General features: G+C 35.3%; 29 protein-coding genes. 16 read left to right on the top strand and 13 right to left on the bottom strand.

All coding sequences use genetic code 11. The features are described from left to right. Positions 1-152: 152 nt before the first annotated feature. From NPX36_RS01720 to NPX36_RS01695, 6 genes are all read left to right on the top strand, one after another. On the top strand, positions 153-896 hold the full coding sequence (locus NPX36_RS01720; protein WP_450091406.1) for a hypothetical protein: 744 nt from the start codon (positions 153-155) through the stop codon (positions 894-896). Continuing rightward, positions 881-1,372 carry a hypothetical protein gene (locus NPX36_RS01715; RefSeq protein ID WP_257499715.1) on the top strand — a complete coding sequence of 164 codons (492 nt, stop codon included), beginning with the start codon at positions 881-883 and terminating at the stop codon, positions 1,370-1,372. Before NPX36_RS01720 ends, NPX36_RS01715 begins: the two co-directional genes overlap by 16 nt. A gap of 151 nt (positions 1,373-1,523) precedes the next feature. Then, positions 1,524-2,345, top strand: a complete 822-nt coding sequence (locus NPX36_RS01710; RefSeq protein ID WP_257499714.1) for an RHS repeat-associated core domain-containing protein — start codon at positions 1,524-1,526, stop codon at positions 2,343-2,345. Positions 2,346-2,349: 4 nt separating this feature from the next. Next, on the top strand, positions 2,350-2,940 hold the full coding sequence (locus tag NPX36_RS01705; RefSeq protein ID WP_257499713.1) for a hypothetical protein: 591 nt from the start codon (positions 2,350-2,352) through the stop codon (positions 2,938-2,940). Positions 2,941-3,240: 300 nt separating this feature from the next. Continuing rightward, positions 3,241-4,722: an RHS repeat domain-containing protein gene (locus tag NPX36_RS01700; RefSeq protein ID WP_257499712.1), complete on the top strand. Its 1,482-nt coding sequence runs from the start codon at positions 3,241-3,243 to the stop codon at positions 4,720-4,722. 4 nt (positions 4,723-4,726) lie between these two features. Continuing rightward, positions 4,727-5,314, top strand: a complete 588-nt coding sequence (locus tag NPX36_RS01695; protein WP_257499711.1) for a hypothetical protein — start codon at positions 4,727-4,729, stop codon at positions 5,312-5,314. Positions 5,315-5,577: 263 nt separating this feature from the next. On the opposite strand, the gene NPX36_RS01690 is transcribed toward NPX36_RS01695, so the two are convergent. Further along, the gene (locus NPX36_RS01690; protein ID WP_257499710.1) at positions 5,578-6,207 is read right to left on the bottom strand and encodes an IS4 family transposase; all 630 of its coding nucleotides are present in this window, start codon (positions 6,205-6,207) and stop codon (positions 5,578-5,580) included. A gap of 20 nt (positions 6,208-6,227) precedes the next feature. Beyond that, entirely contained in the window at positions 6,228-6,674 is a 447-nt protein-coding gene (locus NPX36_RS01685; RefSeq protein ID WP_257499709.1) for a DUF4372 domain-containing protein, read from the bottom strand. Between the two features lie 204 nt (positions 6,675-6,878). On the opposite strand from NPX36_RS01685, the gene NPX36_RS01680 reads away from it, so the two are divergent. The 3 genes from NPX36_RS01680 to NPX36_RS01670 all read left to right on the top strand — a co-directional run bounded on the left by NPX36_RS01680 (position 6,879) and on the right by NPX36_RS01670 (position 9,513). Then, positions 6,879-7,238 (top strand): hypothetical protein, encoded by a 360-nt coding sequence (locus NPX36_RS01680; RefSeq protein ID WP_257499708.1) that lies wholly within the window; start codon positions 6,879-6,881, stop codon positions 7,236-7,238. Then, on the top strand, positions 7,231-7,698 hold the full coding sequence (locus tag NPX36_RS01675; RefSeq protein WP_257499707.1) for a hypothetical protein: 468 nt from the start codon (positions 7,231-7,233) through the stop codon (positions 7,696-7,698). Before NPX36_RS01680 ends, NPX36_RS01675 begins: the two co-directional genes overlap by 8 nt. Before the next feature lie 306 nt (positions 7,699-8,004). Then, entirely contained in the window at positions 8,005-9,513 is a 1,509-nt protein-coding gene (locus NPX36_RS01670) for an RHS repeat domain-containing protein (protein ID WP_257499706.1), read from the top strand. A gap of 921 nt (positions 9,514-10,434) precedes the next feature. Here the strand turns inward: NPX36_RS01670 and NPX36_RS01665 are convergent. From NPX36_RS01665 to msrB, 4 genes are all read right to left on the bottom strand, one after another. Beyond that, positions 10,435-11,250: a ferritin-like domain-containing protein gene (locus NPX36_RS01665; protein WP_257499705.1), complete on the bottom strand. Its 816-nt coding sequence runs from the start codon at positions 11,248-11,250 to the stop codon at positions 10,435-10,437. Positions 11,251-11,267: 17 nt separating this feature from the next. Beyond that, the gene (locus NPX36_RS01660; RefSeq protein WP_257499704.1) at positions 11,268-11,975 is read right to left on the bottom strand and encodes a ferritin-like domain-containing protein; all 708 of its coding nucleotides are present in this window, start codon (positions 11,973-11,975) and stop codon (positions 11,268-11,270) included. Positions 11,976-11,985: 10 nt separating this feature from the next. Then, positions 11,986-12,555 carry a fasciclin domain-containing protein gene (locus tag NPX36_RS01655; RefSeq protein ID WP_257499703.1) on the bottom strand — a complete coding sequence of 190 codons (570 nt, stop codon included), beginning with the start codon at positions 12,553-12,555 and terminating at the stop codon, positions 11,986-11,988. Between the two features lie 120 nt (positions 12,556-12,675). Next, positions 12,676-13,161 (bottom strand): peptide-methionine (R)-S-oxide reductase MsrB, encoded by a 486-nt coding sequence (gene msrB, locus NPX36_RS01650; RefSeq protein WP_257500707.1) that lies wholly within the window; start codon positions 13,159-13,161, stop codon positions 12,676-12,678. Between the two features lie 175 nt (positions 13,162-13,336). Here msrB and NPX36_RS01645 point away from each other — a divergent pair, with 175 nt between their 5' ends. Then, complete coding sequence (locus NPX36_RS01645) at positions 13,337-13,879, top strand: RNA polymerase sigma factor (protein ID WP_317618272.1); 543 nt, start codon at positions 13,337-13,339, stop codon at positions 13,877-13,879. A 1-nt stretch (position 13,880) separates the two neighbouring features. After that, positions 13,881-14,693: an anti-sigma factor gene (locus NPX36_RS01640; protein ID WP_257499702.1), complete on the top strand. Its 813-nt coding sequence runs from the start codon at positions 13,881-13,883 to the stop codon at positions 14,691-14,693. A 10-nt stretch (positions 14,694-14,703) separates the two neighbouring features. On the opposite strand, the gene NPX36_RS01635 is transcribed toward NPX36_RS01640, so the two are convergent. After that, entirely contained in the window at positions 14,704-15,228 is a 525-nt protein-coding gene (locus NPX36_RS01635; RefSeq protein ID WP_257499701.1) for a DinB family protein, read from the bottom strand. Between the two features lie 433 nt (positions 15,229-15,661). Between NPX36_RS01635 and NPX36_RS01630 the strand changes: the two genes are divergently transcribed. Both NPX36_RS01630 and NPX36_RS01625 read left to right on the top strand, forming a co-directional pair. Beyond that, on the top strand, positions 15,662-17,092 hold the full coding sequence (locus NPX36_RS01630) for an alanine/glycine:cation symporter family protein (RefSeq protein ID WP_257499700.1): 1,431 nt from the start codon (positions 15,662-15,664) through the stop codon (positions 17,090-17,092). A 152-nt stretch (positions 17,093-17,244) separates the two neighbouring features. Beyond that, on the top strand, positions 17,245-17,802 hold the full coding sequence (locus tag NPX36_RS01625) for a hypothetical protein (RefSeq protein WP_257499699.1): 558 nt from the start codon (positions 17,245-17,247) through the stop codon (positions 17,800-17,802). A 90-nt stretch (positions 17,803-17,892) separates the two neighbouring features. On the opposite strand, the gene NPX36_RS01620 is transcribed toward NPX36_RS01625, so the two are convergent. Beyond that, entirely contained in the window at positions 17,893-18,168 is a 276-nt protein-coding gene (locus tag NPX36_RS01620) for a hypothetical protein (RefSeq protein ID WP_257499698.1), read from the bottom strand. Between the two features lie 600 nt (positions 18,169-18,768). Here NPX36_RS01620 and NPX36_RS01615 point away from each other — a divergent pair. Further along, positions 18,769-19,077, top strand: a complete 309-nt coding sequence (locus tag NPX36_RS01615; RefSeq protein ID WP_257499697.1) for a hypothetical protein — start codon at positions 18,769-18,771, stop codon at positions 19,075-19,077. Positions 19,078-19,125: 48 nt separating this feature from the next. Here the strand turns inward: NPX36_RS01615 and NPX36_RS01610 are convergent, their stop codons facing one another. The 3 genes from NPX36_RS01610 to NPX36_RS01600 are packed head-to-tail and all read right to left on the bottom strand — an operon-like array spanning position 19,126 to position 21,386. Next, a complete protein-coding gene (locus NPX36_RS01610; protein WP_257499696.1) occupies positions 19,126-19,611 on the bottom strand; it encodes a CinA family protein in 486 nt (161 codons plus the stop codon). 21 nt (positions 19,612-19,632) lie between these two features. Further along, on the bottom strand, positions 19,633-20,517 hold the full coding sequence (locus tag NPX36_RS01605; RefSeq protein WP_257499695.1) for an SDR family oxidoreductase: 885 nt from the start codon (positions 20,515-20,517) through the stop codon (positions 19,633-19,635). 11 nt (positions 20,518-20,528) lie between these two features. Further along, positions 20,529-21,386, bottom strand: coding sequence for an SDR family oxidoreductase (locus NPX36_RS01600; RefSeq protein WP_257499694.1), 858 nt, complete (start codon positions 21,384-21,386; stop codon positions 20,529-20,531). A 647-nt stretch (positions 21,387-22,033) separates the two neighbouring features. Here NPX36_RS01600 and NPX36_RS01595 point away from each other — a divergent pair. Both NPX36_RS01595 and NPX36_RS01590 read left to right on the top strand, forming a co-directional pair. Further along, entirely contained in the window at positions 22,034-22,738 is a 705-nt protein-coding gene (locus NPX36_RS01595) for a KGG domain-containing protein (RefSeq protein ID WP_257499693.1), read from the top strand. 60 nt (positions 22,739-22,798) lie between these two features. After that, a complete protein-coding gene (locus NPX36_RS01590) occupies positions 22,799-23,485 on the top strand; it encodes a YciE/YciF ferroxidase family protein (protein WP_257499692.1) in 687 nt (228 codons plus the stop codon). A gap of 159 nt (positions 23,486-23,644) precedes the next feature. Here NPX36_RS01590 and NPX36_RS01585 read toward each other — a convergent pair whose 3' ends face one another. Together NPX36_RS01585 and NPX36_RS01580 are read right to left on the bottom strand one after the other, a co-directional pair. Beyond that, positions 23,645-24,292: a response regulator gene (locus tag NPX36_RS01585; protein WP_257499691.1), complete on the bottom strand. Its 648-nt coding sequence runs from the start codon at positions 24,290-24,292 to the stop codon at positions 23,645-23,647. A gap of 8 nt (positions 24,293-24,300) precedes the next feature. Continuing rightward, on the bottom strand, positions 24,301-26,235 hold the full coding sequence (locus tag NPX36_RS01580) for a tetratricopeptide repeat-containing sensor histidine kinase (protein WP_257499690.1): 1,935 nt from the start codon (positions 26,233-26,235) through the stop codon (positions 24,301-24,303). Between the last annotated feature and the right edge of the window lie 6 nt (positions 26,236-26,241).

Below are 26,241 nucleotides of genomic sequence, written 5' to 3'. Positions count from 1 at the left end.
ACTCTCGCAATATTGTGAGAGTTTTTTTTATTTTGCGTTTTAAACCCAAAATGTATTATTACGGCGCACGTTATGAAGTTTATGCTGAACAAAGTTGAGGCAACCCAAGAATTAGTATATTTGTATCTGTAGATCCGTTGGCGGAGGAGACAATGACACCTTATCAGTATGTAACCAACAACCCAATTATGTTTATTGACCCTACAGGGATGAAAGGAGAAAGTACAGATGTTACTAAAAATGACGATGGAACTTATAAAGTTGTTGGGGGTAATCTTAATGATAATGATAAAGGGATATATGTTGTGGATAGTAATGGGAAAAGAACTGGTGAAAAGATAGGTGAATCACTAACAATGTATTCTTTTTATAATGCCGATTCTTGGGATGCAGAAGAAGGTAAAAAAATAGGCTGGGTAGGTACTATTGATACTAAATCCAAAGAGTCAGGTAAATTAGCATCAAATTTTATTCAAAAAGCAGAAACAACTTTTATAGGGAGTTACATGTTTAACGCTACAGATGGTAAAAAATTTGATTTTAAAAGAGATAATGACGCCGAGAATAATGATCGAGATTTCCATCACAGAGGCTCCTTATGGAATACAAAAGCTGAAGGCCCAAAAGTTTACGCAACTGCTCGTGATGCGGGCAATTATTCAGCAGGATACATCTCAGCTATAAATGGATTGACTTGGGAACAAGCAAGATGGGGTTTTGATCGCTTAGAGCAATTTAAATCAGGAAATAATGAGGGACCGCAAAGCACACAAGCTCAAAGGGCAGGATTCAATTACGGAGCTTCTGTTCGTCCAATGCTTAACGCACGAAGAGGAAGAGCTATTGAAGCCCAAAAAATAATAATATCAACAAAAGAAAGATGGATGAAATTATGAGAAAGATTATTATTGTTATGGTTATTGTTATTGTATTTATAATTTACTATAAATTAGATTATAACAGATATTTTGTTTTTAATAATGATAAAACTAAGGTGTTTACAATTTGGAAAAGAAATAATCATCATAGTTATCTAATTCCAGGGAAATACATCTCTCCCTTTGTTCCTGATTCAAACTATATTGTTATCAAAAATCAAATAATAAATGTAATTTTTAATCCTAAAGAAGATTCAGTTGATTATATCATAGGATTATATCCGAAAGAAATATTACTAAAAGATAAAAATATAAAAGTTTATAAAAATATAGATTCTATACTCTTTAAATATGGTTATTTGAAAGAAATAAAACCAAATGGGAAGAGAATATATAATAACAAAAAGGATAGTTTAATTGATGATTTAGATTATAAATTAATAGATATTAAAAGGATATATGGCGTGAAAATTTTTGAAAAAGGAGAACTTTAGGTGGGTAGTGTATCAGAAGTGTTGATAAAATTTACAACGCTTACAAACCATATTTAATAACAACAACAGCCCCACGCTGGCGCGGGCATCTTGCCCGTGCAATAAGCAATAAAACCCGAGTCATTATTACGAAACATTACCGTTTGGGGAGATGATTGTAGAGCATAACCAAAGCGCAAATCACCCGTCTGGTGTGGGGTACGATAACAAATTTAAATTCAACGGAAAAGAATTAGACGACGCCACCCAAATGTATTATTACGGCGCACGTTATTATGACCCAAGAATTAGTATATTTGTAAGTGTGGACCCACTGGCGGAACAAACGATGGAACCGTATTTATACACCGGAAACAACCCTATTATGTTTACCGACCCTACGGGGATGAGTAAGGACGGGATTGAGCACGATTATAAGATGAATAGTGAAGGAGATATTACTCTCGTTCGGGAAACTGATGATGATTTTGATAGAATTTTAAAAACAGACAACAAAGGAAATATTGTGAAATATGGAGAAGGGTTTTTAGTTCCTAAATCTAAAAAAGGACAAGAGAAAGTTGCTGTTGATAATATTGCAAAAGGTATATTGAAAGACGGATTAAATTTAGAAAGCAGAGATGGTTTATTTGCTGTTAATGGAGAAGGACAACCAACTTTAAAAGAGTTTAATAAATTTATTTCTGAATTTTCTGATTATATAGGTAAGGAAATTGCTGGTATTAGATTAGGTGAAAAAAATAGTAGTACTGTAACAAAAATAAAAACATACAGATATGAAGGTAACACAAGACATTCGTCAAATATGCCACGAAATTGGTTTAGTCTTTACGGAGATTTTTTAAAAGCTCATTTCCATACACATCCCTATCATAATCATACCCCTTCAGATGATGCTGATATACCTTTAAGAAATAGACATCCAAATTTACCATTTTTTATTATTGCAGGAGGTTATGAGAAACCATATTAAAATATTGATATTAGGTATAGTTTTATACAGTTGTTCTTCTTATAAAAAAGAATTATATAGAGGGAATGGAACTATTGAAAAAGCAAAGGTAAATGCTATAATAGAATTTTCATCTACTTATAAAACTCCAAATTATTATCTTAAAAAGAATAAAGGAAAAATATTCAATGTTTTTTGGGTTTATAATGGTGAACACGATATAGATAAATATATCTTCTCTATTTTTCCCGAGAGCCAAGGATATATATCTTTAGGGATTGAAGATAATTTAGGAGATGTTCCTATTAGTTATTTTCCTAATAGGTATAGGATAGAAAAAGGTAATTTATTTTTATGGAAAGATAATACAACCCCACTTAACAAAGAAATACTAAGCGTAATGGAAGAATATGGTATTTTAGATTCTATTGATATTAAAGTTCAGTTAGGATTATTACCCACAAATTACGAAGACACAAGAATGGTTGTTTTTGATAATAGATACAAAGGAGGATGTCATTATTATATTTGTAAAAATAATATTAATATTTACAAAAAAGTAAAGACAAATATTCCTTTTGGATATTACAAACCGCCAAAATTAAAATGTGAGTAATAACCCCCACTACCGCACGAATCTTTCGTGTGGTGGTATAGCAATAAAAAAACCGATGGCGCGGATTTGCAATCCGTGCCTATAAAAACCAACAGTCTCTTTACAAACGTATTGAGGCTGTATTATTTAAAACACTTTACTGTTGTTGTACATTAAATAGTTTGTGGTAAAAAAGCAAAACGCCAGGCTGTAGCTTGGCGTTTTCCCACCGCATCAGTAACCCATTGTATCGATGCAATCGACGAAATCATTAATAATTCGGCTACAAGCTGTGAAGCATTAATTGCGGTAAACCAATATGTGTGTACACCGATTGATGAAAACAATCCGGGCAATGTTCCTTTAGATCCAACAGATCCTACATTAACACCCGGGCAACAGCAGCAGGCAGACTGTTTAACCGACTTGAATATTTTGGTAGCGCAGTTGGCTGTGCAGATTCAAAATGGGGAAGGATCGGCATTTTTTGAATGGTATCAGTGTATCAATGTATGCATAGAAAGAAACGATATAATTGATAGTTATGGCTGTTGGGAACGTTTTATACATGGCGATGGGGAATGGCCTTCAAATTGTAATATAGTTTTTGAACAATGCGGTTGCGAGGAACAACCTATCATCGGGGAAATTGACCTCTGCCCTGTATTGGCAATGATTTATATAGACACCCATCTGCTACCTGATTTAAGTAATGCTTGCGAGGTGTTAAATTATGTGGAAGAAACCTATAAATGTGTACCTTTACCATCAGATCCAATTGATGAACCTATCACACCAGAGGATGAAGACGACGATTGGGTTGATGGCGGCGGAAACACCGAGGATCCTGGAGAAGATTATGATGAAGAATTACGCAAACCAATTTGGTGGTACCATACCGACCATTTAGGAAGCAGTACCTACCTAACAGACAACTTTGGACGCCCGAGTCATTACTACGAAACGTTACCGTTTGGGGAGATGATTGTAGAGCATAACCAGAGTGCCAACCACCCGTCTGGTGTGGGCTACGACAACAAATTCAAGTTCAACGGAAAAGAATTAGACGACGCCACCCAAATGTATTATTACGGCGCACGTTATTATGACCCAAGAATTAGTATATTTGTAAGTGTGGATCCGCTGGCGGAACAAACGATGGAACCGTATTTATACACCGGAAACAACCCTATTATGTTTACCGACCCTACGGGGATGAGTAAGGACGGGATTGAGCACGATTATAAGATGAATAGTGAAGGAGATATTACTCTCGTTCGGGAAACTGATGATGATTTTGATAGAATTTTAAAAACAGACAACAAAGGAAATATTGTGAAATATGGAGAAGGGTTTTTAGTTCCTAAATCTAAAAAAGGACAAGAGAAAGTTGCTGTTGATAATATTGCAAAAGGTATATTGAAAGACGGATTAAATTTAGAAAGCAGAGATGGTTTATTTGCTGTTAATGGAGAAGGACAACCAACTTTAAAAGAGTTTAATAAATTTATTTCTGAATTTTCTGATTATATAGGTAAGGAAATTGCTGGTATTAGATTAGGTGAAAAAAATAGTAGTACTGTAACAAAAATAAAAACATACAGATATGAAGGTAACACAAGACATTCGTCAAATATGCCACGAAATTGGTTTAGTCTTTACGGAGATTTTTTAAAAGCTCATTTCCATACACATCCCTATCATAATCATACCCCTTCAGATGATGCTGATATACCTTTAAGAAATAGACATCCAAATTTACCATTTTTTATTATTGCAGGAGGTTATGAGAAACCATATTAAAATATTGATATTAGGTATAGTTTTATACAGTTGTTCTTCTTATAAAAAAGAATTATATAGAGGGAATGGAACTATTGAAAAAGCAAAGGTAAATGCTATAATAGAATTTTCATCTACTTATAAAACTCCAAATTATTATCTTAAAAAGAATAAAGGAAAAATATTCAATGTTTTTTGGGTTTATAATGGTGAACATATAGATAAATATATCTTCTCTATTTTTCCCGAGAGCCAAGGATATATATCTTTAGGGATTGAAGATAATTTAGGAGATGTTCCTATTAGTTATTTTCCTAATAGGTATAGGATAGAAAAAGGTAATTTATTTTTATGGAAAGATAATACAACCCCACTTAACAAAGAAATACTAAGCGTAATGGAAGAATATGGTATTTTAGATTCTATTGATATTAAAGTTCAGTTAGGATTATTACCCACAAATTACGAAGACACAAGAATGGTTGTTTTTGATAATAGATACAAAGGAGGATGTCATTATTATATTTGTAAAAATAATATTAATATTTACAAAAAAGTAAAGACAAATATTCCTTTTGGATATTACAAACCGCCAAAATTAAAATGTGAGTAATAACCCCCACTACCGCACGAATCTTTCGTGTGGTGGTATAGCAATAAAAAAACCGATGGCGCGGATTTGCAATCCGTGCCTATAAAAACCAACAGTCTCTTTACAAACGTATTGAGGCTGTATTATTTAAAACACTTTACTGTTGTTGTATGTTTAATAGTTTGTGGCACTAGTGTCCCATTAAAATTGTGACGTATTAAAAATTAAACAAACTTGGCTCATTAAGCCTATTTCGTTCATTGTCATTTTGAAATTTAGTTTTATCAAAAAGGGTCTCTAAGTTTTGTTTTGTCGGTTAATGATATACTCAGTATTTGCAAAATTTCATATGTGGTTCTATCAAGTTGCATATCTTTTTGGACGATTGCAACCAAACAATAAGTACATATTGCGACATAGAGTTGTATGCGAACTGCATTTTCAGTAGTTCCCCAAAACTTTTTAATTCTAAGATGTTGTTTTAACCATTTAAAAAAGAGCTCGACTTGCCAGCGATTTCTATAAAGTTCTGCAACTTGAAGCGCAGAAATTTGCATAGCATTGGTTAAGAAAACAAATTCTCGATTTTGTTGCTCATCCCAATATTTGACCAATCGTAAGTGTTTAGGATAGTATTGTTTGGGATAAAATCCTGTCAATTCAATTGTTGCATCTGAAAGTATGTTTTTAGGCAATCTACGCTTCCATTTAATAGACTTATATTGAAGATTCTTCTTTGTTCTGATAACGAAGAAGGCTCCGATCTGATGAATTTTATACAACATCTTGAAGTTGTTATAAGCGCGGTCAAAGACGTAATACGATTCTGATTCATACGGTATTTCGTTCATTGCTTTAGAGTCATGTTCAGAAGCTGTGGTGATATGGAAAAATGTTGGAATCTGTGTTTCCACATCGTATAATGTATGCACTTTTATCCCTCCTTTTTTCTTTCGGAACTTTGCCACCAGAATACAGAAAGACATAAGTCAATCGTGGTTGAATCAAAAGCATAAACATTCCCTCCGAGTTTGAAGATTTCAGAAATACGTTTCGCTCTGGCTTGGCTTACCAAATAATAGGCATACTCTTCGAAAATGCGGTAGTCTCTATCTTGATTAGCTCTTGCCAAAGAAGATCTTGAAACGTTTTTACCCATTCCTAAATGATAACATTTTGAGTGATGAGCATCAAGAGCGTTTATTAAATCTCTCAAACTTTCGCGATTCGACAATTGCCCAAACATCAAAGCAAGTAACTGATTCCAGCAAGTGAAATGTTTTACGTATTTGTCTCCATTATATTTGGCAACAATACGATTAAATTTACTTCGATTGAAAAACGAAACAAGTTGAGCAAAAACGTATTTATCTTGAAACATATGCTATTGGATTATCTAAATCCAAAACTATAAATTCAAGTCCGTTCGCTAGTAAAACCGATGCAATTAACTAAATTTCAAATATTTCTAAGAACAATTCCAAATTTTAATGGGACAGTAATGAGTTTGTGGTAAAAATTAAAACGCAAATGTGTCGTCTGGTATGGTGTACGACAACAAATTCCAAGAGAGGGAAGTAAAGCAGTGGATCCTAGGTATACAATTGCTTTTTTAACTAGAAATGCTCATGAAGCTGGTCATATTGAACATTTAAAAGATGGTAATTTTAATCATATTAATGAATCAATGGGGGAGTATTTTTTAAATTTCATATTTGGTGCTGATTGGCACGATGGACCTTTTTCTAGAAAAGAAAGACAAGCAAATGTTGGAGAAAGAACATTTGAAGATTTTAATGAATTTGTTAATAAGTATTACGGAGAAAACAAGTTGAAGAAATTACTCGAAAATTCTAAAAATACTGAAGATGATAAAATAAAGAGAATAGATACCTGGTGGAAAAAATATAGAGAAGAACGACCTAAATTAACGGAAGATGATTAAATATATTTATATTGGATTTGTGGGTTTATTTCTGTTAGGATGCAAACGACAAGATCACGAATTGAGTTTCGATATTCAGAAACAAGTTATTTTGAACTGTAATAGTAATCCCATAGATAATTTAACCATAAAAAATGATTCCATAAAAAGTAATAATTTTGCTGTTGAAGCAGGTTTACTGATTTATTGGAGTGGGGAAATAAGTGTAAGAATACCAAATGAGCTAGATTTATCCAATATTCCTTCTGGATATATAATCAGACAAGGAGGACGTATTTATGAAGGTAATAAATATGTTTTTAAGCCTAATAGCAGTTACACAATAAAAAAATTTGGGGGAGGAAGATCTGAGTTCTATTTACGAGTATGGACTGATTCACTAGGAAAAGTTGTTAAAACAACACACCCCAAATGTGGCTTACAAAGTTTGGATAGCGGTGAGGAAATGTATCAAGGTTAGATGTATCAGAAGTGTTGATGAAATTTAAAACGCTTGTAAACCGTATTTATAATTAAAATCCCGATGGCGCGGATTTGCAATCCGTGCTTTTAAACCAACAGCCTCTTTACACACGTATTGAGGCTGTATTATTATAAAAAACTTTACTGCTGTTGCACATTTAATAGTTTGCGGTAAAAAGCAAAACGCCAGGCTGTAGCTTGGTGTTTTCCCACCGCATCAGTAATCCATTGTATCGATGCAATCGACGAAATCATCAATAATTCAGCTACAAGCTGTGAAGCATTAATTGCGGTAAACCAATATGTGTGTACACCGATTGATGAAAACAATCCGGGCAATGTTCCTGTAGATCCAACAGATCCAACATTAACACCCGGGCAACAGCAGCAGGCAGACTGTTTAACCGATTTGAATATTTTGGTAGCACAGTTGGCTGTTCAGATTCAAAATGGGGAAGGATCGGCATTTTTTGAATGGTATCAGTGTATTAATGTATGCATAGAAAGAAACGATATAATTGATAGTTATGGCTGTTGGGAACGTTTTATACATGGCGATGGGGAATGGCCTTCAAATTGTAATGTAGTTTTTGAACAATGCGATTGCGAGGAACAACCTATCATCGGTGAAATTGATCTCTGCCCTGTATTGGCAATGATTTATATAGACACCCATCTGCTACCTGATTTAAGCAATGCCTGTGAGGTGTTAAATTATGTGGAAGAAACCTATAAATGTGTACCTTTACCATCAGATCCAATTGATGAACCTATCACACCAGAGGATGAAGACGACGATTGGGTTGATGGCGGCGGAAACACCGAGGATCCTGGAGAAGATTATGATGAAGAATTACGCAAACCAATTTGGTGGTACCATACCGACCATTTAGGTAGCAGTACCTATTTAACAGACAACTTTGGACGCCCGAGTCACTACTACGAAACGTTACCGTTTGGGGAGATGATTGTAGAGCATAACCAGAGTACGTATAACGGAGGAAAGTATAACAACGCATATAAATTCAACGGAAAAGAATTAGACGATGCTACCCAAATGTATTATTACGACGCTCGTTATTATAATCCAAGAATCAGTATATTTGTAAGTGTGGATCCGCTGGCGGAACAAACAATGACGCCTTATCAGTATGTACATAATAATCCGATTATGTTTACGGATCCTACGGGAATGAGTGCAGAGGAATCTGGTGAAGGGTGTGGTGATGGTAATGAAGATAAAATTACGGTTAATAGACAAGGAATTGTTACGAATGTAGTTGAAAATGACGAAACTAATACGTTTTTTGACGAAGATGGTAATGAGTTGAAATACAATGATGTAAATGATTCACCATTATTAATAAAAGAGTTTAAGAAAGGAGATAGACTTTACAATCTTATATCTAAAGTAGTAGTTTCTAATGTGATGAAAGATGCTGGTGAGATAAAATATAAAGATAGTTTCTTTGGCAAGGTTGCTTTTAGTGCAAAATACCTTAAAGCATCTTATTATGAATATGATTTTTCATTTTCATTTTTTCAGCATCACTTTCGAATTTCAGATATAAGTATGTCAGAATTACTTTGGGGTTCAGGATTTGTAAATTCAGTTCCATTTATAAGATTTCAAGGATCAAATACATTGTATAATGTGCCTGATGCTGGTAACTTTATGTGGGGACATAGAGGCTTTTTAAATGGAGCACCACTAGATTTTTTGTTGGATGCTGCTAATAAAAATGAAGGTGGCAGTGATACTACTGGAGATCAAGCTGCAATAACGGCAGGTTATAAATATAGAACGAAATAAAGTTATGAATAAAAATGCTCAATCAAATATATATTCTATTATTTTAATTGTTTTCTTTGTTTTTGTTTTAAAAAGTAAATTAGTGAAACGATTTTTAGTAGATTCTTTCGGAGATAAATCGATTCTATTTATTATATCTATATCTATATTTATTATTGTTTTTCTAATAAATATATTTTCACTTATTGTTTTTAAAAAAACTAAATATTGGTGTATTAGTTTGGCTATCTTATTATTCTTATTTTTCGTTTTCGTATACTATATTTTTTGGTGATAGTGTGTAGGTTGACTTCAACCTCTACGGCTATTTTAAAAAAAGCTGTCCCAGCTACCGCACGAAACCCGATCGCGCGGATTTGCAATCCGTGCTTTTAAAAACCAACAGCCTCTTTACAAACGTATTGAGGCTGTATTATTATAAAACACTTTACTGCTATTTGTTTTATGCGAAAAAACACACCCCCACGCTGGCGTGGGCATGTTGCCCGTGCATTAATAATAAAAACCAACAGCCTCTTTACACACATATAGAGGCTGTTTTATTATAAAACACTTTACTGTTGTTGTATGTTTAATAGTTTGTGGTAAAAAGCAAAACCCCGATCGCGCGGATTTAACTTCGTTCCGTTCGGCTAAAGCCTCGGGTGCAATCCGTGCCTTTAAATCACAACAGCCTCTTTACACACGTATTGAGGCTGTATTATTATAAAACACTTACTGTTGTTTGTTTTAAACGAAAAAAGACACGCCTAAAAAAGCGTGTCTTTCAGCATTAAAGAGGTGGTATATACAGCACAAAAATAAAACCAACTAAAAAACTGTTACCTCTATTTTTTGTTAAGAGGTAGCCCAACCACCTGCTTTAATCATCAACTTAAAAACTAAAATTATGAACAGAAAGTCCTAAAAAAATGGTGCGTGTTATACAATGAACAAGCCGGCTATCGTGGCTGCATCCGATCCGCTTAGTACCTCATCATAGGCTGCCGATCCAGCTGCTGCACCAAATGCATTGGCGGTGTTAAAACCTGCTTGGGTAATGTTTTCTTCGCCAGCATAAACAGCATTGGTTGCGGCCGGCATATTGCCGCCATTGTCTAATTCAATCCAGCCTTTGTTGTTGCGCATTCGGCGTATTTGCGAGGCATGGCGTGCTTCAACCGAGTGTATTTGTAAAGCAGCTTGCAGTATTTGTTTGTTGCCCATCACATTTCCTGCCTGGCCTTTATAAGCACGTACTCCGGTGTCTTCAAATGCTTGTGCCAAAATTAGAAACTGGTTATAGTCTGTAAAAGGGTTAAAATTGCCACCTGCTGTAAAATCAAAAGTGGGTTTTGCTACCGGAGTTTCGCCCAATGACGTTAATGCTGCTTTTAGAAAAGCTACATGTGCTGTTTCGTGTTTTGCAATTTGCATAAAAACAGTTCGGTCTGCTGATGGTATCAAGCCGCCGGCATCTAACCCCATGCGGTAATATTCATCTTCTAAATATTCTAAGGTGAGTGCCAATTGCAAAGCATCGGTCAATGCACCTGCTGCAAAAGCATTTGGAGCAGTTGTAGCGTTGTTTTTTGCTTGAGCAGTTGTTGTAAACAAACTACCCAAACCCAACGGCAGTGCTGCTATTGCCGCTTTAGTTCCTATGTCGGCCATGCCTGTGAGGGCATCTAATCTTGAAGCTTGTTTTGTGTAGAATTGATCATCTGAAAGCTTGTTTAATATCTTTAGTAAATTCATAATACGTTATCTTTAAATTACTGAATTCCTTGCTCTTTCCATGTGAAAGGCGTTTTAATGAAACCTGCTGCGGTTGGTACAATTTCGCTGGGTTCTTTTGCAAGATCCAATCCGTTTGCGTCAATAACATCATCCCCTGAAAAATCACTAGACCCTGGGTTAATTAAATCTCTAATAGCTGCGGCGTGGCGGGCTTCCACCGAAACAATTTTTCCAGCAATTACCAAATAATCTGCATTCGATATATATTTTCCAGCACCATTATATGCAGCCACTCCTGTATCTTCTAAAGCTTTTGCAGTGGCTAAAACCGAATTTCTATCATTGAAATTCACATTCGGGTAATGAAATTCTAGCATAGGCAACACATTTGTTGTGGCACCACTAATTGCGGCTTTAAAAAAATCTCTGTGGATTACTTCATGGTGATACAAATCGGTAAATAGTTCTTTTTCTTTGCTTGATATTCCTGCATAAAAATTATTTACCACTTTGGTGTAAAAATCAGCTTCGAGCTGTTCCAAGGCATACGCATAATTCAATATACCCACATCGCCCTTGCCTAAATCGAAAACCATATTGGTGTCCATAATAGGTTCGTCTTCGCAGCCCACCAAGGTAAGTCCTGCCAAAGCAAGTGTTACGCCGCTAAGCTTTAGAAAATCTCTTCTGCCGGTATCCAACGTGGTTTGTGCGTTCGATACACTAATAATTTCTTTTTTCATACAATTATATTTAAGGCATTAAAACAGTATCAATTACATGAATCACACCGTTTGATTGGTTAACATCGGCAATGGTTACTTTTGCGTTGTTTCCTTTCACATCGGTTACATATAAATCTTTTCCTTTAGTCCAAAATGTCAATGGTGTGCCGGCAACAGTAGCCATAGTTGCTTTTCCGTTTCCCGCTTTCACAGCATCCCAAACTTGTTTTGCACTGTAATTTCCTGCCAGCACATGATAAGTCAGCACTTTTGTAAGCATGGGTTTGTTTTCTGGTTTTAAAAGCTCTTCCACGGTGCCTTTTGGCAATTTAGCGAATGCTTTGTCGGTTGGTGCAAATACGGTAAAAGGACCATCACCTTGTAAAGTTTCCACTAAGCCAGCAGCTTTTACAGCAGCCACCAATGTTTTGTGGTCTTTTGAATTTACGGCATTTTCAATGATGTTTTTGGATGGATACATAGGTGCACCACCCACCATTACCGTTTGTTCTTTCATCGTTTGGGCAGAAGCTGTTCCGCTAAAAGCACATGTTAAAGCTGCTAAAACAAATGCTGAGATTGTTGATTGAATTTTCATTTCTATTTTTTTTTTTAAGATTAGTAATTTGTTTATATGTTCATTTACGACAGATTTTTTTATTTGGATTTCAGTTGGATGCTTTTTTTTTAATTTTTTTTAAGATAGATGCTACTTTTCTTAAAAAACTCCCAATTTGGTTGATGTTGCGAGTGGTTCAAAATGCAAACTGATCGAGTTCATACAAAAGCGTTTGCCGGTTGGCGGTGGGCCATCATCAAAAAGATGTCCTAAATGCGATCCGCATCGTCCGCAAAGCACCTCGGTGCGTATCATTTGGTGCGATTCATCTTTTTTATACATCACACTTTTTTTGCGCAAAGGCTCATAAAAAGACGGCCACCCGCAAGTTGATGCAAATTTGGCAGTGGATAAAAACAGACCGTTACCGCAAACCGCACAGTAATAAGTGCCCTTTGCATTGTGTTTGTAATAAGCACCTGTAAAAGCACGCTCGGTGGCAGCTTCGCGGGCAACTTGATACAGTTCTTTGGAAAGAATTTTTTTCCAAACGGCATTTGATACTTTTAAAACAGTTGTATCTGTTCGGGAATAATACGGGTTATTTGTTTGGAAAGAATTAGATTGCGAAAAAGCAACTTGCATATTGCAAACAAATAATAAATACACTATTATTTGATAGATTGATTTCATAATTGGTAATTTTTTGTTGATGAATAGATTGATTTTCTTACTGTTTTATAATATGTACGAGATAATTTTTAATTCAGATGTGGTAGTAGCATAAAAATGTGTACTTTTGAAATAAAATAAGAAAGCTATTAAAACTATATATTCAGAAGAAGATCTCGTTGTTTTATTAAAACAGAAAAGCGAAGCGGCATTTAACCATCTATACAGCCATTATTGTGGTGCTTTGTATGGTGTGGTGTTGCGCATTGTATCGTCTAAAGAATATACCGAAGAAGTTATTCAAGATGTTTTTGTGAAAATATGGAATGGCATTGGGCAATATGATGAATCCAAAGGGCGGCTCTACACTTGGATGATTAATATTGCGCGAAATACAGCAATCGATTACTTAAAATCTAAATCATTTCAAAATCAATTAAAAAACCAATCGGTAACAGATGTCGTATATGCTTTAAAAGAAGATACCATAAACACCGCAGATTTTATTGGTTTTGCAAAGGTATTGGATCAATTAGATGCAGATAAAAAAGAACTCATTATATTGGCTTATTATCAAGGATATACACAAGTGGAAATTTCCGAGAAATTAAGCATACCTTTGGGAACTGTAAAAACAAAAATGCGAAGCACCTTATTAAAATTAAAAGAGTTACTTAAAGAATATCAATAAATTGAACACAAAAGAATACATATCGTCTGGAATAATAGAATCGTATATTCTTGGTATTGCTACCAAGGACGAAGCTGCTATTTTAGAGTGTGTGATGAAGAATAATGCAGAGGTTAAAGCCGCTTATTTGGAAGCGCAGAAAACCTTGGAAGATTTCGCAACTGTGCAAGCAATTACACCACCCGAAGACTTAAAAGGAAAAATATGGAGTAAAATACAGCAACAGGCGAACACCCCAACAACCGAACCAGAAGGAAATGTTGCACCCACAAAACCTATTGCAAAAGAGCGCATTCTCGTAAAAGAAAGCAACAGCAGTTGGAAAAATTGGGCAGTTGCAGCATCGGTTCTTTTTTTGATAAGTATTGCAGGAAATGTTTTTTGGTGGGAACACAAAGAGCAACAGCAAAACCAAATAAACGGACTTACGACGCAATTAGCCGAACAAAATAATGCCTTACAGCAAGTGCAAAAAAAGTGGGAAGTGGTGACAAACCCCAATATACAAACCATTACCCTGAACGGCGTAGAACAGCATCCCGATGCAAAAGCCTTGGTGTTTTGGGACAAAGAAACCAAGAATGTGTATCTACATGCAGTAAATTTACCCGAACCTCCAGAAGGTATGCAATACCAATTATGGGCAATTCACAATGGCACACCAATCAGTGCGGGTATGTATCATCCATCGGAAGACACCCAAGTGGTACTTTCAACAATTGGTGCGGCTCAGAACTTTGCCATTACTTTGGAAAAAGCGGGCGGAGTAGCAGCGCCTACTTTGCAAAATATGTATGTTATTGGAGCGGTTTAAAACCAAAAGTTTACGCATCTTTCTCTAACAACTGCTCTTTTATTTGCTTTAGATGATGCAAAGGATGGTAACTCATTAAATAGAACATTTCTCGTATGGTAAGGCGTCCCACCAAAGGATGAGGTAGGGTTAAGGTGTCTAATTCATCTTCAGAAAAGGAAAGTAATAATTCCTGAATATTTTTCACGTTTTTTAAAACAGCAGCCATCAACTCTTTTTTTGTCGAAAAAAACACATACTCATCAGGTATAAATTGTTCGGGTGCTTTACGGCTACTGCTTAAATAGTGCTTAAAAACCGTTTGTTCATCCCAAATAACTCTGTTGATTGTGCCAAATTTATCCAAAATAAAATCTTTCCTTATAAGTACGGTAGAAAAGGGTTGTATGGTAAGTAATAAATGCTGTAGCTGTTGTCCCGCAGACCATTTACCTTCGCTGTGATAATTAAATTCTTGTTCGGTTAATAAATCAATAGCATTTAAAACCATCTCGTGATTGGTGACAAATGTTTGTATTAATTTTTGTTTTTCCATTATTAGTACTTCTTTCAAATAAGTTGTGCTATCCATTAAAACAGCCATTTAACAGCTATCAAAAATCAGACAATTATTTTCATTTCAAATAGAAATTTCATTAAAAATTCGTGTTTTTTGCTAATTGCATCATTTTCAATCATAATATAAACAGATCGAAATCGCAAATACCACTTGCAAAACATATTTACAGTATCAATTTTCCACAATTTGTATATGGAAACAGTATTTATAATGATTTTGTTTGATAATACCTTATTATAAAAACTATTCTTCAAAATAAGGAATCTTTTAAACAATATTTTATAGCTTTGAGTTTTAATGAACCTTTGCAAGTAAATTTTTGTATTAAATGAATGATATTTCTTAATAAATCATTTGTTTTTACGGAAAAAAGCTTTGTAAATAGATAAAAATCAATATAAAAAAATTAATGGAGCGCATCATTTATTGGATTAACGATATAGTTTGGAGTAATGTTTTAATAGCCTTGTGTCTTTTCACAGGATTGTTTTTCAGTATAAAATTACGATTTCCCCAAATACGTTTACTGCGCGAAATGGTTAGATTGTTGTTTGTAAAAGAAAAGTCTTCAGAAGGAATTTCGTCTTTTCAAGCATTTACATTGGCTATTTCAGGGCGAATAGGCACCGGAAACATTGCCGGTGTGGCAACTGCAATTGCAATGGGAGGTCCGGGAGCCATTTTTTGGATGTGGACTATTGCCTTTTTAGGCAGTGCATCGGCAATTATCGAAGCAACACTTTCACAAACCTATAAGGAAGTCAGCAAAGGTGAATTTCGTGGCGGACCGGCTTATTACATCTTAAAAGGTTTAAAAAATAAATATTTAGCAGTGTTGTTTGCAATTGCAACAGTGGTGAGCTGCGGTTTTTTGTTGCCAAGCGTTCAAAGTAATAGTATTGCACTTGCGGTTGAAAAAGCATTTGGCGTAAATACCATAGTAACTGCTGCGGTTGTTTGTGTATTATTGGCTTTAATTATTATCGGCGGAGTTAAGCGAATAAGCAAAGTGGCAGAAATTGTAGTGCCTTTCATGGCAGTTTCTTACATCGTTATGGCGTTGGTCATTATTTCCTTAAACATTTCCGAAGTGCCTGCAATGTTTGCATTGATTTTTAAATCGGCTTTTGGTGTCGATGCCACATTTGGCGGAATGGTTGGTGCTGCAATAAGTTGGGGCGTTCAGCGAGGAATATACAGCAATGAAGCGGGCCAGGGAACTGCTCCGCATGCCGCAGCTGCTGCCGAAGTTTCACATCCGTACAAACAAGGATTGGTACAAGGGTTTTCGGTGTACGTTGATACGCTTTTTGTGTGCACAGCCACTGCTTTAATGATTCTTTTTACCAACCAATACAATGTGTTGAACGATGCATCAGGTTTTGTAGTGGAAAATATTCCGGGCATAGAACCGGGCGCGGCTTTTACTCAAAATGCCATCAGCACACATTTTCCGGTAATCGGAAACGAATTTGTGGCCATAGCCTTAATGTTCTTCGCTTTTACAACCATAATGGCGTATTATTACATCGCCGAATCGAACATTGATTTTCTTTTCAATGGAAAAAAACTAAAAGCCGGAATATGGTTTTTAAGAGGATTAATTCTAGTTTCTACCTATTTAGGTTGTGTGAAATCTGCAAAATTGGCTTGGACATTGGGCGATATAGGGGTAGGGCTCATGGCGTGGATCAATTTAATAGCTATTTTATTACTGCACAAAAAAGCAATGAAGGTAGCCAATGATTATGAATCGCAAAGAAAGCACAACAAAGAGCCTGAGTTTCATGCCGAAACTGCTGGGATTGAAAATGCCGATTTTTGGAAACCTGAACAATAAATGGTTGCTTTTTTTAATTTTTTTTCAAACTTATTGGTATAATTTATGCAATAAAACTAAAGCTTTTAGAACCCAAAAGTTTGTAAAAATCAATAGAACTAACCAAATTTAGGTATTGAAACACTAAAGATACCTGATAATCTATCTATATCATGAAAAATATATTCCAATTGCTTGTTCTTTTAATGCCCGCGTTTTTTTATGCACAACCATTTGAAATCAATGAAAATCCTGAACAATATATGCAGCATATTGTATCGTCTTGGCAGGTGGATCCTCACAAAATTGTGTATATCACCAATGAAACCGATTTAGAAGATTTAGCAACGATAATGCACAACTCGGTGTTGGCTTTCGTGCAAAAAGAGCAATCAACAAGTGCTGAAATTCTCGATGGAAAACGCGAAAAAGATCCCAATGCATGCGGTTTGGCGTTGAATAATTTAGAGTTGCAAAATGTGTATCAACATTTAAAAAATGGAAACGATTACACCTCTATTTCCTTTAAAGAATTAAAAGATAATGAGCCCTATTTTTTTAGTGAAAAACTCACCGCAGTGCTTATCTATTCCAAAAGAATTGATGCGTTTATAGCAGACTATTTCAAGGTTTTAAAAGATTTTGAGCAGAAAAATGTAGATTATGTAATTGTGGTTTTTGATAATGAAATTACCAGTCAAATTCCTGGTGCTATCTCAAATGAGCAGTAAGTTGCTTTAGAAAAAATATTAAAAAACAGCATTTAAAAAAGCGTGTGAAACAAAATTTCGCACGCTTTTTTTATTGATAAGGTTTCGTAATTAGGGCATTGTTCGGTCGGTAGTGGTTTTACCAGCGCCAACAGTGTCAGTACCTCGGTTGATTGTATCAGTGTGATGGTTATCGATAGTGCCTCCCGAAATATCTTGCTCATTCAAAGGATCTGCATTGGGGTCATGATAGCGCTCTTGTTCTGATTCTCCATACAATCCTTGGTCGTCCATATTTCGGTCGTTTCGATCACGGCATGACGCAACAACGCTAAATGATAACAGCAAAATGCCAATAAGGCCATATTTGTAACATACATTTTTCATACTATTTATTTTTTATTCATTTAAATTAATGAGTGATTACTATAAAATGTAATGAAACGGAAAAGTATCAAAAGTAGAGCAAAAAACATACCGCTCCATTTTGTGTGTTGCAACAACGCAATCGGTTTATCAAACAGAAGCATGTTGGGTATTTTTTTTACAAACAATGTATTTTTTATACAGCTATCTTTTTAAAAATGAGTGTGTTATGATTCTGTTTTTGGTTTTATTTGATTTGTTTTTTGTAAACAATTGTGTTTTATTCATTATTTAATTGTTAAAAACGTATGTTTTATTCTTTATTTTAAGCTAAAAAATATCTTTAAAGAAGGTATTGTTCTATTTGATGTTGATGGATACAGCGCAACACAATTGTTAAAAAACAATTGATGGCTTGTATCATTAGTATTTAAAAGGATTGGCGTATGAAATTGATTTCTTCCAGAGCAATTGCTATCGAATGATGTCTGGAACAGTAGTTTGGCATTGGTTCACAAATTGATGTATAGAAAGTGGGAACATCCCAAATAAAATGGAAATGAAATACAGGAAAAGTATCTTTCAAAATTTAATCAACTAATATTTTAACACCTATTAATTATGGAAAATAACAAAACCAACCAGCAACAAGACGGGACAAACAACCAAAATCAAAAAGGTCAGCAAAATCCGCAAAATCAGAATACTCAAAATCAATTCAACGATCCAAACGAGCAGCAGATTGATCCAAACAATAAAGATCCATTTGCACATTCACACGAGGAACATCGAACCAATCAAGATGAAAAAAGATATGATGGTTCTAAAAATCCTGACGGTATGAATACCAATGTTCAAAACAACAAGGATTTTAAAACAAACAAAGTAAACCGCGAAGGTGAAAATAAAGATGAATATTTTCAAGATTAATTAATAATCAACTTTGGTAAGCCTCTCTTCTAATCAAGAGAGGTTTTTTTATTTTTTTGAGAGATAATCCATAATTACTTCAGCCACTTTTGCTAAAGTTTGTTGTACAATTTGATGCGAATTTCCTTCAAAAATTTCTCTGATTTGCACAGATCGATCTTCAAAAATAAAACTCAAAAAAATAGTCCCTACGGGTTTTTCTTCTGTTTCGCTGCCGCCAGCCTTGGTTAATCCGGTAACGGCAACTATAATATCAGCTTTTTTAAACAGCTTTTTTGTACTTAAAGCCATTTCATAAGTCACCGGGCTTGATTCTGGCGTAAAGCTGTCAATTAAATCTTTCGGAATTTTTAAAAGCGTTTGCTTTTCGTCTGCATCATAGCACACAATACTGCCCAAGAAAATAGAACCCGCATAAGGAGTTAAACCAAAAGCAACAGAAAGTGCCCCAACGGTAGCACTTTCTGCAAAAGCAATTTTTAAGTTTTTTTCGGCTATTAAAGCACTGCATTTTAAAATGCTTATTTCAGTCATATAATTTTGCAATATAAATTATTAGTAAGCAATTTTACCACCTGTTGCCGGAATAGTAGCACCGCCAATATAAGAAGCTTCTTTTGTTGCCAAAAACACATAGATTGGAGCAATTTCGCTTGGCTGGCCTGGTCTTTTTAGAGCGGTGTCATCACCAAAATCTTTATAATCAATCAGCGTACTTGGAATAAGAGGTGTCCAAACAGGTCCAGGTGCCACGGCATTCACGCGTATGTCTTTTTTTTGCTCAATAAGCATTTGGTTTAAATTTGCAGTGTAGTTCTGTATGGCAGCTTTGGTAGCAGCATAGGGCAACAGTGTAGGATTTGGTTGGTATGCGTTTACCGATGTGGTGTTGATAATGCTACTGCCTTTGGGCATGTGTGGAATACTTAATTGGCATAAATGAAACATTGCCAACACATTGGTGTTGAAAGTTAATTGCCATTCTTCTGTTGAAATGGCATCGATGGTTTCGCGCCCCATTTGAAATGCGGCATTGTTAATCAACACATCAATCTTTTTAAATTCTTTTATAGTGACTTCAACAAGCATTTGGCAAATTTCTTTTTTGGTGATATCGCCCTTAAACAGCAACGCTTTTCTACCCGCTTTCCGAATCCATTCTGCTGTATCCTTGGCGTCTTCATCTTCCATATCGCTTAGGTAGGAAATCACCACATCCGCACCTTCACGGGCAAATGCAATCGCAGTTGCCTTTCCAATTCCAGAGTCGCCACCAGTTATTACCACACATTTATCCTGCATGCGGTTGTATCCTTCATAAGACTGCTCTCCATGATCGGGTTTCAACTCCATATCTTGTTCCGATGCAGGTGCATTTTGTCTGGGTTCATCAAACGGTGGTTTGGGAAACGATCTAAGTTTGTTTTCTTCTTTTTTCATGCGATTATATTTTAAAGTTTATACATTTTTCCACCGGCATCCAGTGTTTCACCTGCAATTGGATGAGAAGCTGCTGAAGCTACAAAAACATACAATGGGGCAACTTCATAAGGATGCATCGGCGTTACAGAGTGAATATTAGACGGTAAGTTGTTGTATGATGGCAAAACATTGGGCAGTGATTCTGACCATATAAAACCGGTTGTAATTCCATTGATGCGCAATTTTTTTTGTGCCACCGAAAACATTCTGTTCATTTCGTGAGTATAGGTTTTTATGGCTGCTTTTAAAGCCGCATAAAAGATAAGTTGATCGGGCTGCGCATAGGCACACAAAGTGGCAGAGTTTATAATGACACCATCTTTTGCCATAAAATCGGGTGCAATTTTTCCTAAAGTAAAAAGCGATTGAATTTTTAAGGTATCGTTTTTTCGCAATAAATAATGACCACCTTCCGTATCGTTTTTATTGGATATAGAAAAAGTGTTTACCAGGATATCAATGTTTTTTACTTTTTTAGATATGTTTTCAAACAAGCGTTTGCATTTATATTCATCAAACGTAAACGCTTTAAAAAGCCATACCTTTCTTCCCATTTTTTCAATGAGCTTTACAACGCTTTTCAGCTCTTTTTCGTATTGCTGGTGGTTGTAAATAAGTGCCACATCTGCACCTTCTTTTGCAAAAGCAATTGCAACAGCCTTGCCCACACCATTGTAGCTGGCGGTTACTACTGCACATTTGTTAAGTAATTTTTCGGTTCCATTATAGGATTCAGTTGTATATTTTGGGGTAATCTTCATAAATGAATTCATTTCATTTAGAGATGTTGTTGATGAATGATGATTGTTTTGTAACTCGTTTTTCATGGTGAGATATTTAATTTGTATTTTATTGCTAATTAGACAAATTCTATACTATACTTTCTGTAAGCACTCAGAGGTATATTTTTTTTAAGCCTTATTCGTGTAACACATTGTTAACAAACAATTATTTTAAAAATCAAAATCTTTATTAAGAGCAAATGAGGTGTTGCAATGAAATGGTCTTATTTGTTGAAGTTGTGGAAATTTCCCCCTTTTTGTGTAGATAGTATTCAAAAAAAGCAACATTAATAGCATGAATGTGCTATATGATTTTTAATTTTTCAATCATTATTAAATTGATTTTTATTCTTTTTATTGGCTTTTTTTTTGAAATAATTGATGTTATTTTAATTTTTTTATTATTTATTTTTAATAAATTATATGTTGTGTTGTTTTTAGAGTGAATGTGCTTTATGATAAAAATTTAAATACAATCAATCAGTAGCCACAAACGGTAAATTCTATCAAAATGTTAAAATATTTAAAACAACTCCCAATAGCAACCCTGCTTGAAATCTCCTTGAAAACAGTCCCATTTTAATAGGTACAGAAATAATTTCCGTATAAAAAATTAGGAATATCTATTGTTTGATAATTAGTACAAGTATGCCGGCGCTTGTAAAATGTATTAACTTTTTATACCAATAATTATGAATTCAAGATATAACAGACGAAGAGGAAGTTCTTCACGCAATTCTCAAGACACACATGATAATATGAGTGCAATCCACGAAGAAATTTATCAATTAGGCTACGAACACGGCTATGAAGATGGCTCAGAAGACGAAGACTATGATGATGATTTTTCAGATTATGAAGATGATTTCAATCAAGGACAAATGAATGATTGGGATGATGATGATTATGACGATGAAGACTACGACGATGAGGATTATGACGACGATGACTACGACGATGATGACTACTTCGAAGATGAACATCCAAGAGATTCTCAAGGACGATTTTCATCAAAAGGAAGATCAAGCAATCGATCAAGTAGTGGTCGAGGCAGCTCTAGAAGCGGTCGTGGATCTTCTTCTAACCGAGGAAACAGCTCATCAAACTCAGGGCGTTCAAGTTCTAACTCACGTTCAGGAAGTGGTCGTTCTAACAGAAGTTCTTCATCTAATTCAGGACGTGGTAGTTCCAACTCAAGTCGAAGCAATTCAGGATCAAGCCGTGGAAGTTCATCTAACAGAAGCAACTCGGGTCGTGGATCAAATAACAGTTCAGGCGATACTTCGAAACGCGGATTTGCATCAATGAGCAAAGCACAGCGATCAAGAATTGCGCGTATGGGTGGAAAAGCCTCTGGGAGAAGCCGTTCCGGATTTGGCGGACGCAGAAATAATTAATCAAAAGCGAGGGAGCGTAAAAAACTCCCTCTCTTTATCACTTTTTTAAATAGAAAAATTATGAGTCAGAAAGATCTAAAAGAAAAAACTATTGATAAATCTGCACCTTCAAAAAGTGAAGATTCTAAAACAATACCTGTTGAAGAACCAAAGAACACCTCAAAATCTGCCGAAAAATCTTTAAAAGATACGACAGATTCAAAGGATACCGACAATAACACTAAAAAAAATCAATCAATGGAAGATAAAAATAGCAACTCCGAACTTAAAACTTTTTTTGTTGAAGCTTTGCAGGATATCTATTATGCCGAAGCAGCTATTGAGCAGTCGCTTGCAAAAATAAAAAATAAGGCAACCTGCGAAGAACTTCAAGAAGCTTTAGAAGACCATGAATTGGTAACTAAAAAGCAAATTCTGCGTTTGGAAAAAGTATTTAAACTTTTGGGAAAAGAAGCCAAAAAGAAAAAATGCGACGCAATTGATGGTATTTTGAAAGAAGTGGATGAAATGGTGAAAAATACCGAAGACGGTTCCATGACACGCGATGTAGCAATTATTATTGGTGCTCAAAAAGTAGAGCATTATGAAATTGCAACTTACGGTGGTTTGGCGCAAATTGCCATAACTTTAGGATATGAAAAAGTAGCCGATTTACTGGAAGCGAATTTGGATGAAGAAGAGGATACCGATTATTTACTAACTGAAATTGCTGAAGAACATGTGAATTTCGAAGCAGCAGAAGAGTAAATATAAAACCATCTTAACCTTAGGTTAATCTATATAAAGTAGTTTTGTAACCAATCATTTGGTTGGATACTTTGCTACCAAAAAATTGCTATGAAGAATGAAACTGTTTCTGTTTTCAGATAATTATTTGAAAAGGAAACAGTTTTTTATATATAACAATCATATCAACCGATTTCGCTTTGCTGTTTCCACCGCTTCAATTTTTGAATGCACTTGCAGTTTCTGGTAAATATTTTCGGTGTGCCGCCGAACGGTGGACGGTGAAATGAATAAATTTTCGGCAATGGCGGTGTAAGGAAGTCCTTTGGAAAGTTGTTCCAATACTTCAATTTCCCGAGCAGTCAGCGTAATTTCCTCTTGATTTTCGGGTGGCGCGATCAGTGGATGACGCAGTAATTTTAAGGTTTTCATCGCAATGGACGGTGTCATTACCGCACCGCCTTCCAAAGTTTGAACAATGGCATCGTAAAGTTCTTTTGGTGGTGTTTCTTTCAGCAAATAACCATCGGCTCCGGCTTGTATGGCATTGAAAATATTTTCGTCATCGTCAAAAACCGTCAGCATAATGATTTTAATCTGTGGGTATTTTTGTTTGACCAACTTTGTCGTTTCAATGCCGTTTTGATTGGGCATTTCGATGTCCATCAGAATGAGGTCGGTGCGTTTATCGGTCTGCAACTTTTCTATACATTGCACGCCGTCATTTGCCGTAAAAGAAAGCTGTATATTTTCAAATAATGATAATTTATCCTTAACACTTTTGATAAGAAAATTATTGTCTTCGATGATGGCGATTCTTGTTTTCATACATTTCATTAATTATTATGAACATTAAACCACACCTTCGTTCCTTTCCACATTTCCGATTGCATTTGCAATTCGCTGTTTAATTCCAGAGCTCTTTTTCGCATATTCAGCAAGCCATTTCCTGGTTCGATTTCGCTTTCCTCAAAACCTTTTCCGTCATCTTTTACCTGAAATTGTAGGGCAGAATTCTCTTTGGAAATAAGAATTTCAATCCGGTTGGCGTCTGCATATTTAAATGCATTGTTGGTAGCTTCCTGAATAATCCTGAAAATATTCAAGCCCTGAATGCCCGTAAAAACTTCTTCTTCCGAAACATCATCGGCAACCTGAAATTCAATCTGGGTATCGCTTTGCGACTGTTTTGCTTTTTCGATGAAATTGGCAATTCGGCTTTCTAAATCTTTGATGGTAATGCCTTGTTTGTTCATTGCCCAAATGGTATCCCGCAGTTCCTGAATGGTTTCTTTGGCAAAGGAGCCAATGTTGCTCAATCGTCCGATCAGGTTTTCGTCTTGGTCCTTCACATAATATTTAATGGTGTCGATGGCGGAAATGATAAAGCTCAATTGCGCCCCGATATTGTCGTGCAAATCCCGTGAAATCGACAAACGCTGTTCCTGTAATTTGTTTTGATTTTCAATTTGTTGAAGTGCCAATTTCAGTTCGTTGTCTCGTTTTTGGCGAAGGTTTTTCAGCACCTGTTGTTTGTAAAAAAGAAAACCCATCAAACCGATGATCACCGCCAAAGCCGCCAAACCAAAAATCCAGAAATTACGGTTGGTCAATTTTGCCTGTTGTTGCAGGATTTGATTTTCTTTTTCTGCCGTTTCGTATTTGATTTGAAGACGAAATATTTCCTTTGCCTTTTCTGTCACAGCAAGTCTTTCTTTTAAATTTTTATTAATTTCAAGAAATTCATTTGCTTTTTTAAAGTCGCCTTTTGATTTGTAAACGGTGGCTAAAACATAAGAAATATCTGACAATTGCGGCAACATACTTTTTTCTTCTGCTAGATTATATCCTGCAACTGCCACCTTTTCCGCTTGTTCCAATTTATTTTGAACTAGATATAATTCGGTCAGGTAGGTTTGCGTAATAACCATATCCTTATAATCTGCATTCGTTTGCTTTATTTTAATGGCATTAAGAAAGTACTGTTCTGCCAAACTATATTTTTTAAGCCCTTTGTATGCAAGTCCAAGATTGACAAGCGGGTAACTCTTAAAACGCTCTTGTTTAGTTTTTTCAAAATAAGCCAATACTTTTTTGGCATGTTCAATAGATAATGTATATTCATCTGTCTTTGCATATGCCCCAGATAAATTGTTACGAGCTGCAATCTCGTTAACTTCATCACCAATGTCAGTAAAAAGCTCCAGCGCCTTTTTATATAAATCAATCGCCTTAGCATAATCTCCGATATCGAAATAAACAAACCCCATATTTACGTATGCATGGGCTGTGAAACTTCGATCATTAATTTTTTTTCCATATTCAATTGATTTTAAATGACTCTCTATAGACTTACTGTATTCTCCCGATTGGTGATAAATATTGGCTAATGCACGGTATGAAAGAGCGACTAATTTATATTCCTTCTTTGATAACAATTTAGGAATTATTGGTTCTAATTCATTTAAGGCTTTGTTATATTGAGCCGCATCTCTTAGTAAAGTTGCTTTCAAAATCTTCAGATGCGCAGTTACGTGCAAATTATTTCCAACTAGCTTCTCTGCTTTTTTTTGATAGTAATGTGTGCTATCCACATTTGAAAATCGATATTCAATAGCCAGATTTATGAGGGAAATTGCTTTCGCGCTATCCGTTTTGCTATTTGAATAAGCTACTTTCAAACTATCAATTTTAGAAATGCTAGTCTGTGCCAATGCTTTATTCAGTGAGAAAACAAAAAAACATAATAGTATAAGTAGCGTTTGTTTCATATTGCG

Origin of the sequence: Paenimyroides aestuarii (assembly GCF_024628805.1) — a bacterium.
Classification (GTDB): Bacteria; Bacteroidota; Bacteroidia; order Flavobacteriales; family Flavobacteriaceae; genus Flavobacterium; species Flavobacterium aestuarii_A.
Note: the sequence above shows the minus strand (reverse complement) of the source record. Positions and strands in the feature narration are given on the sequence as shown.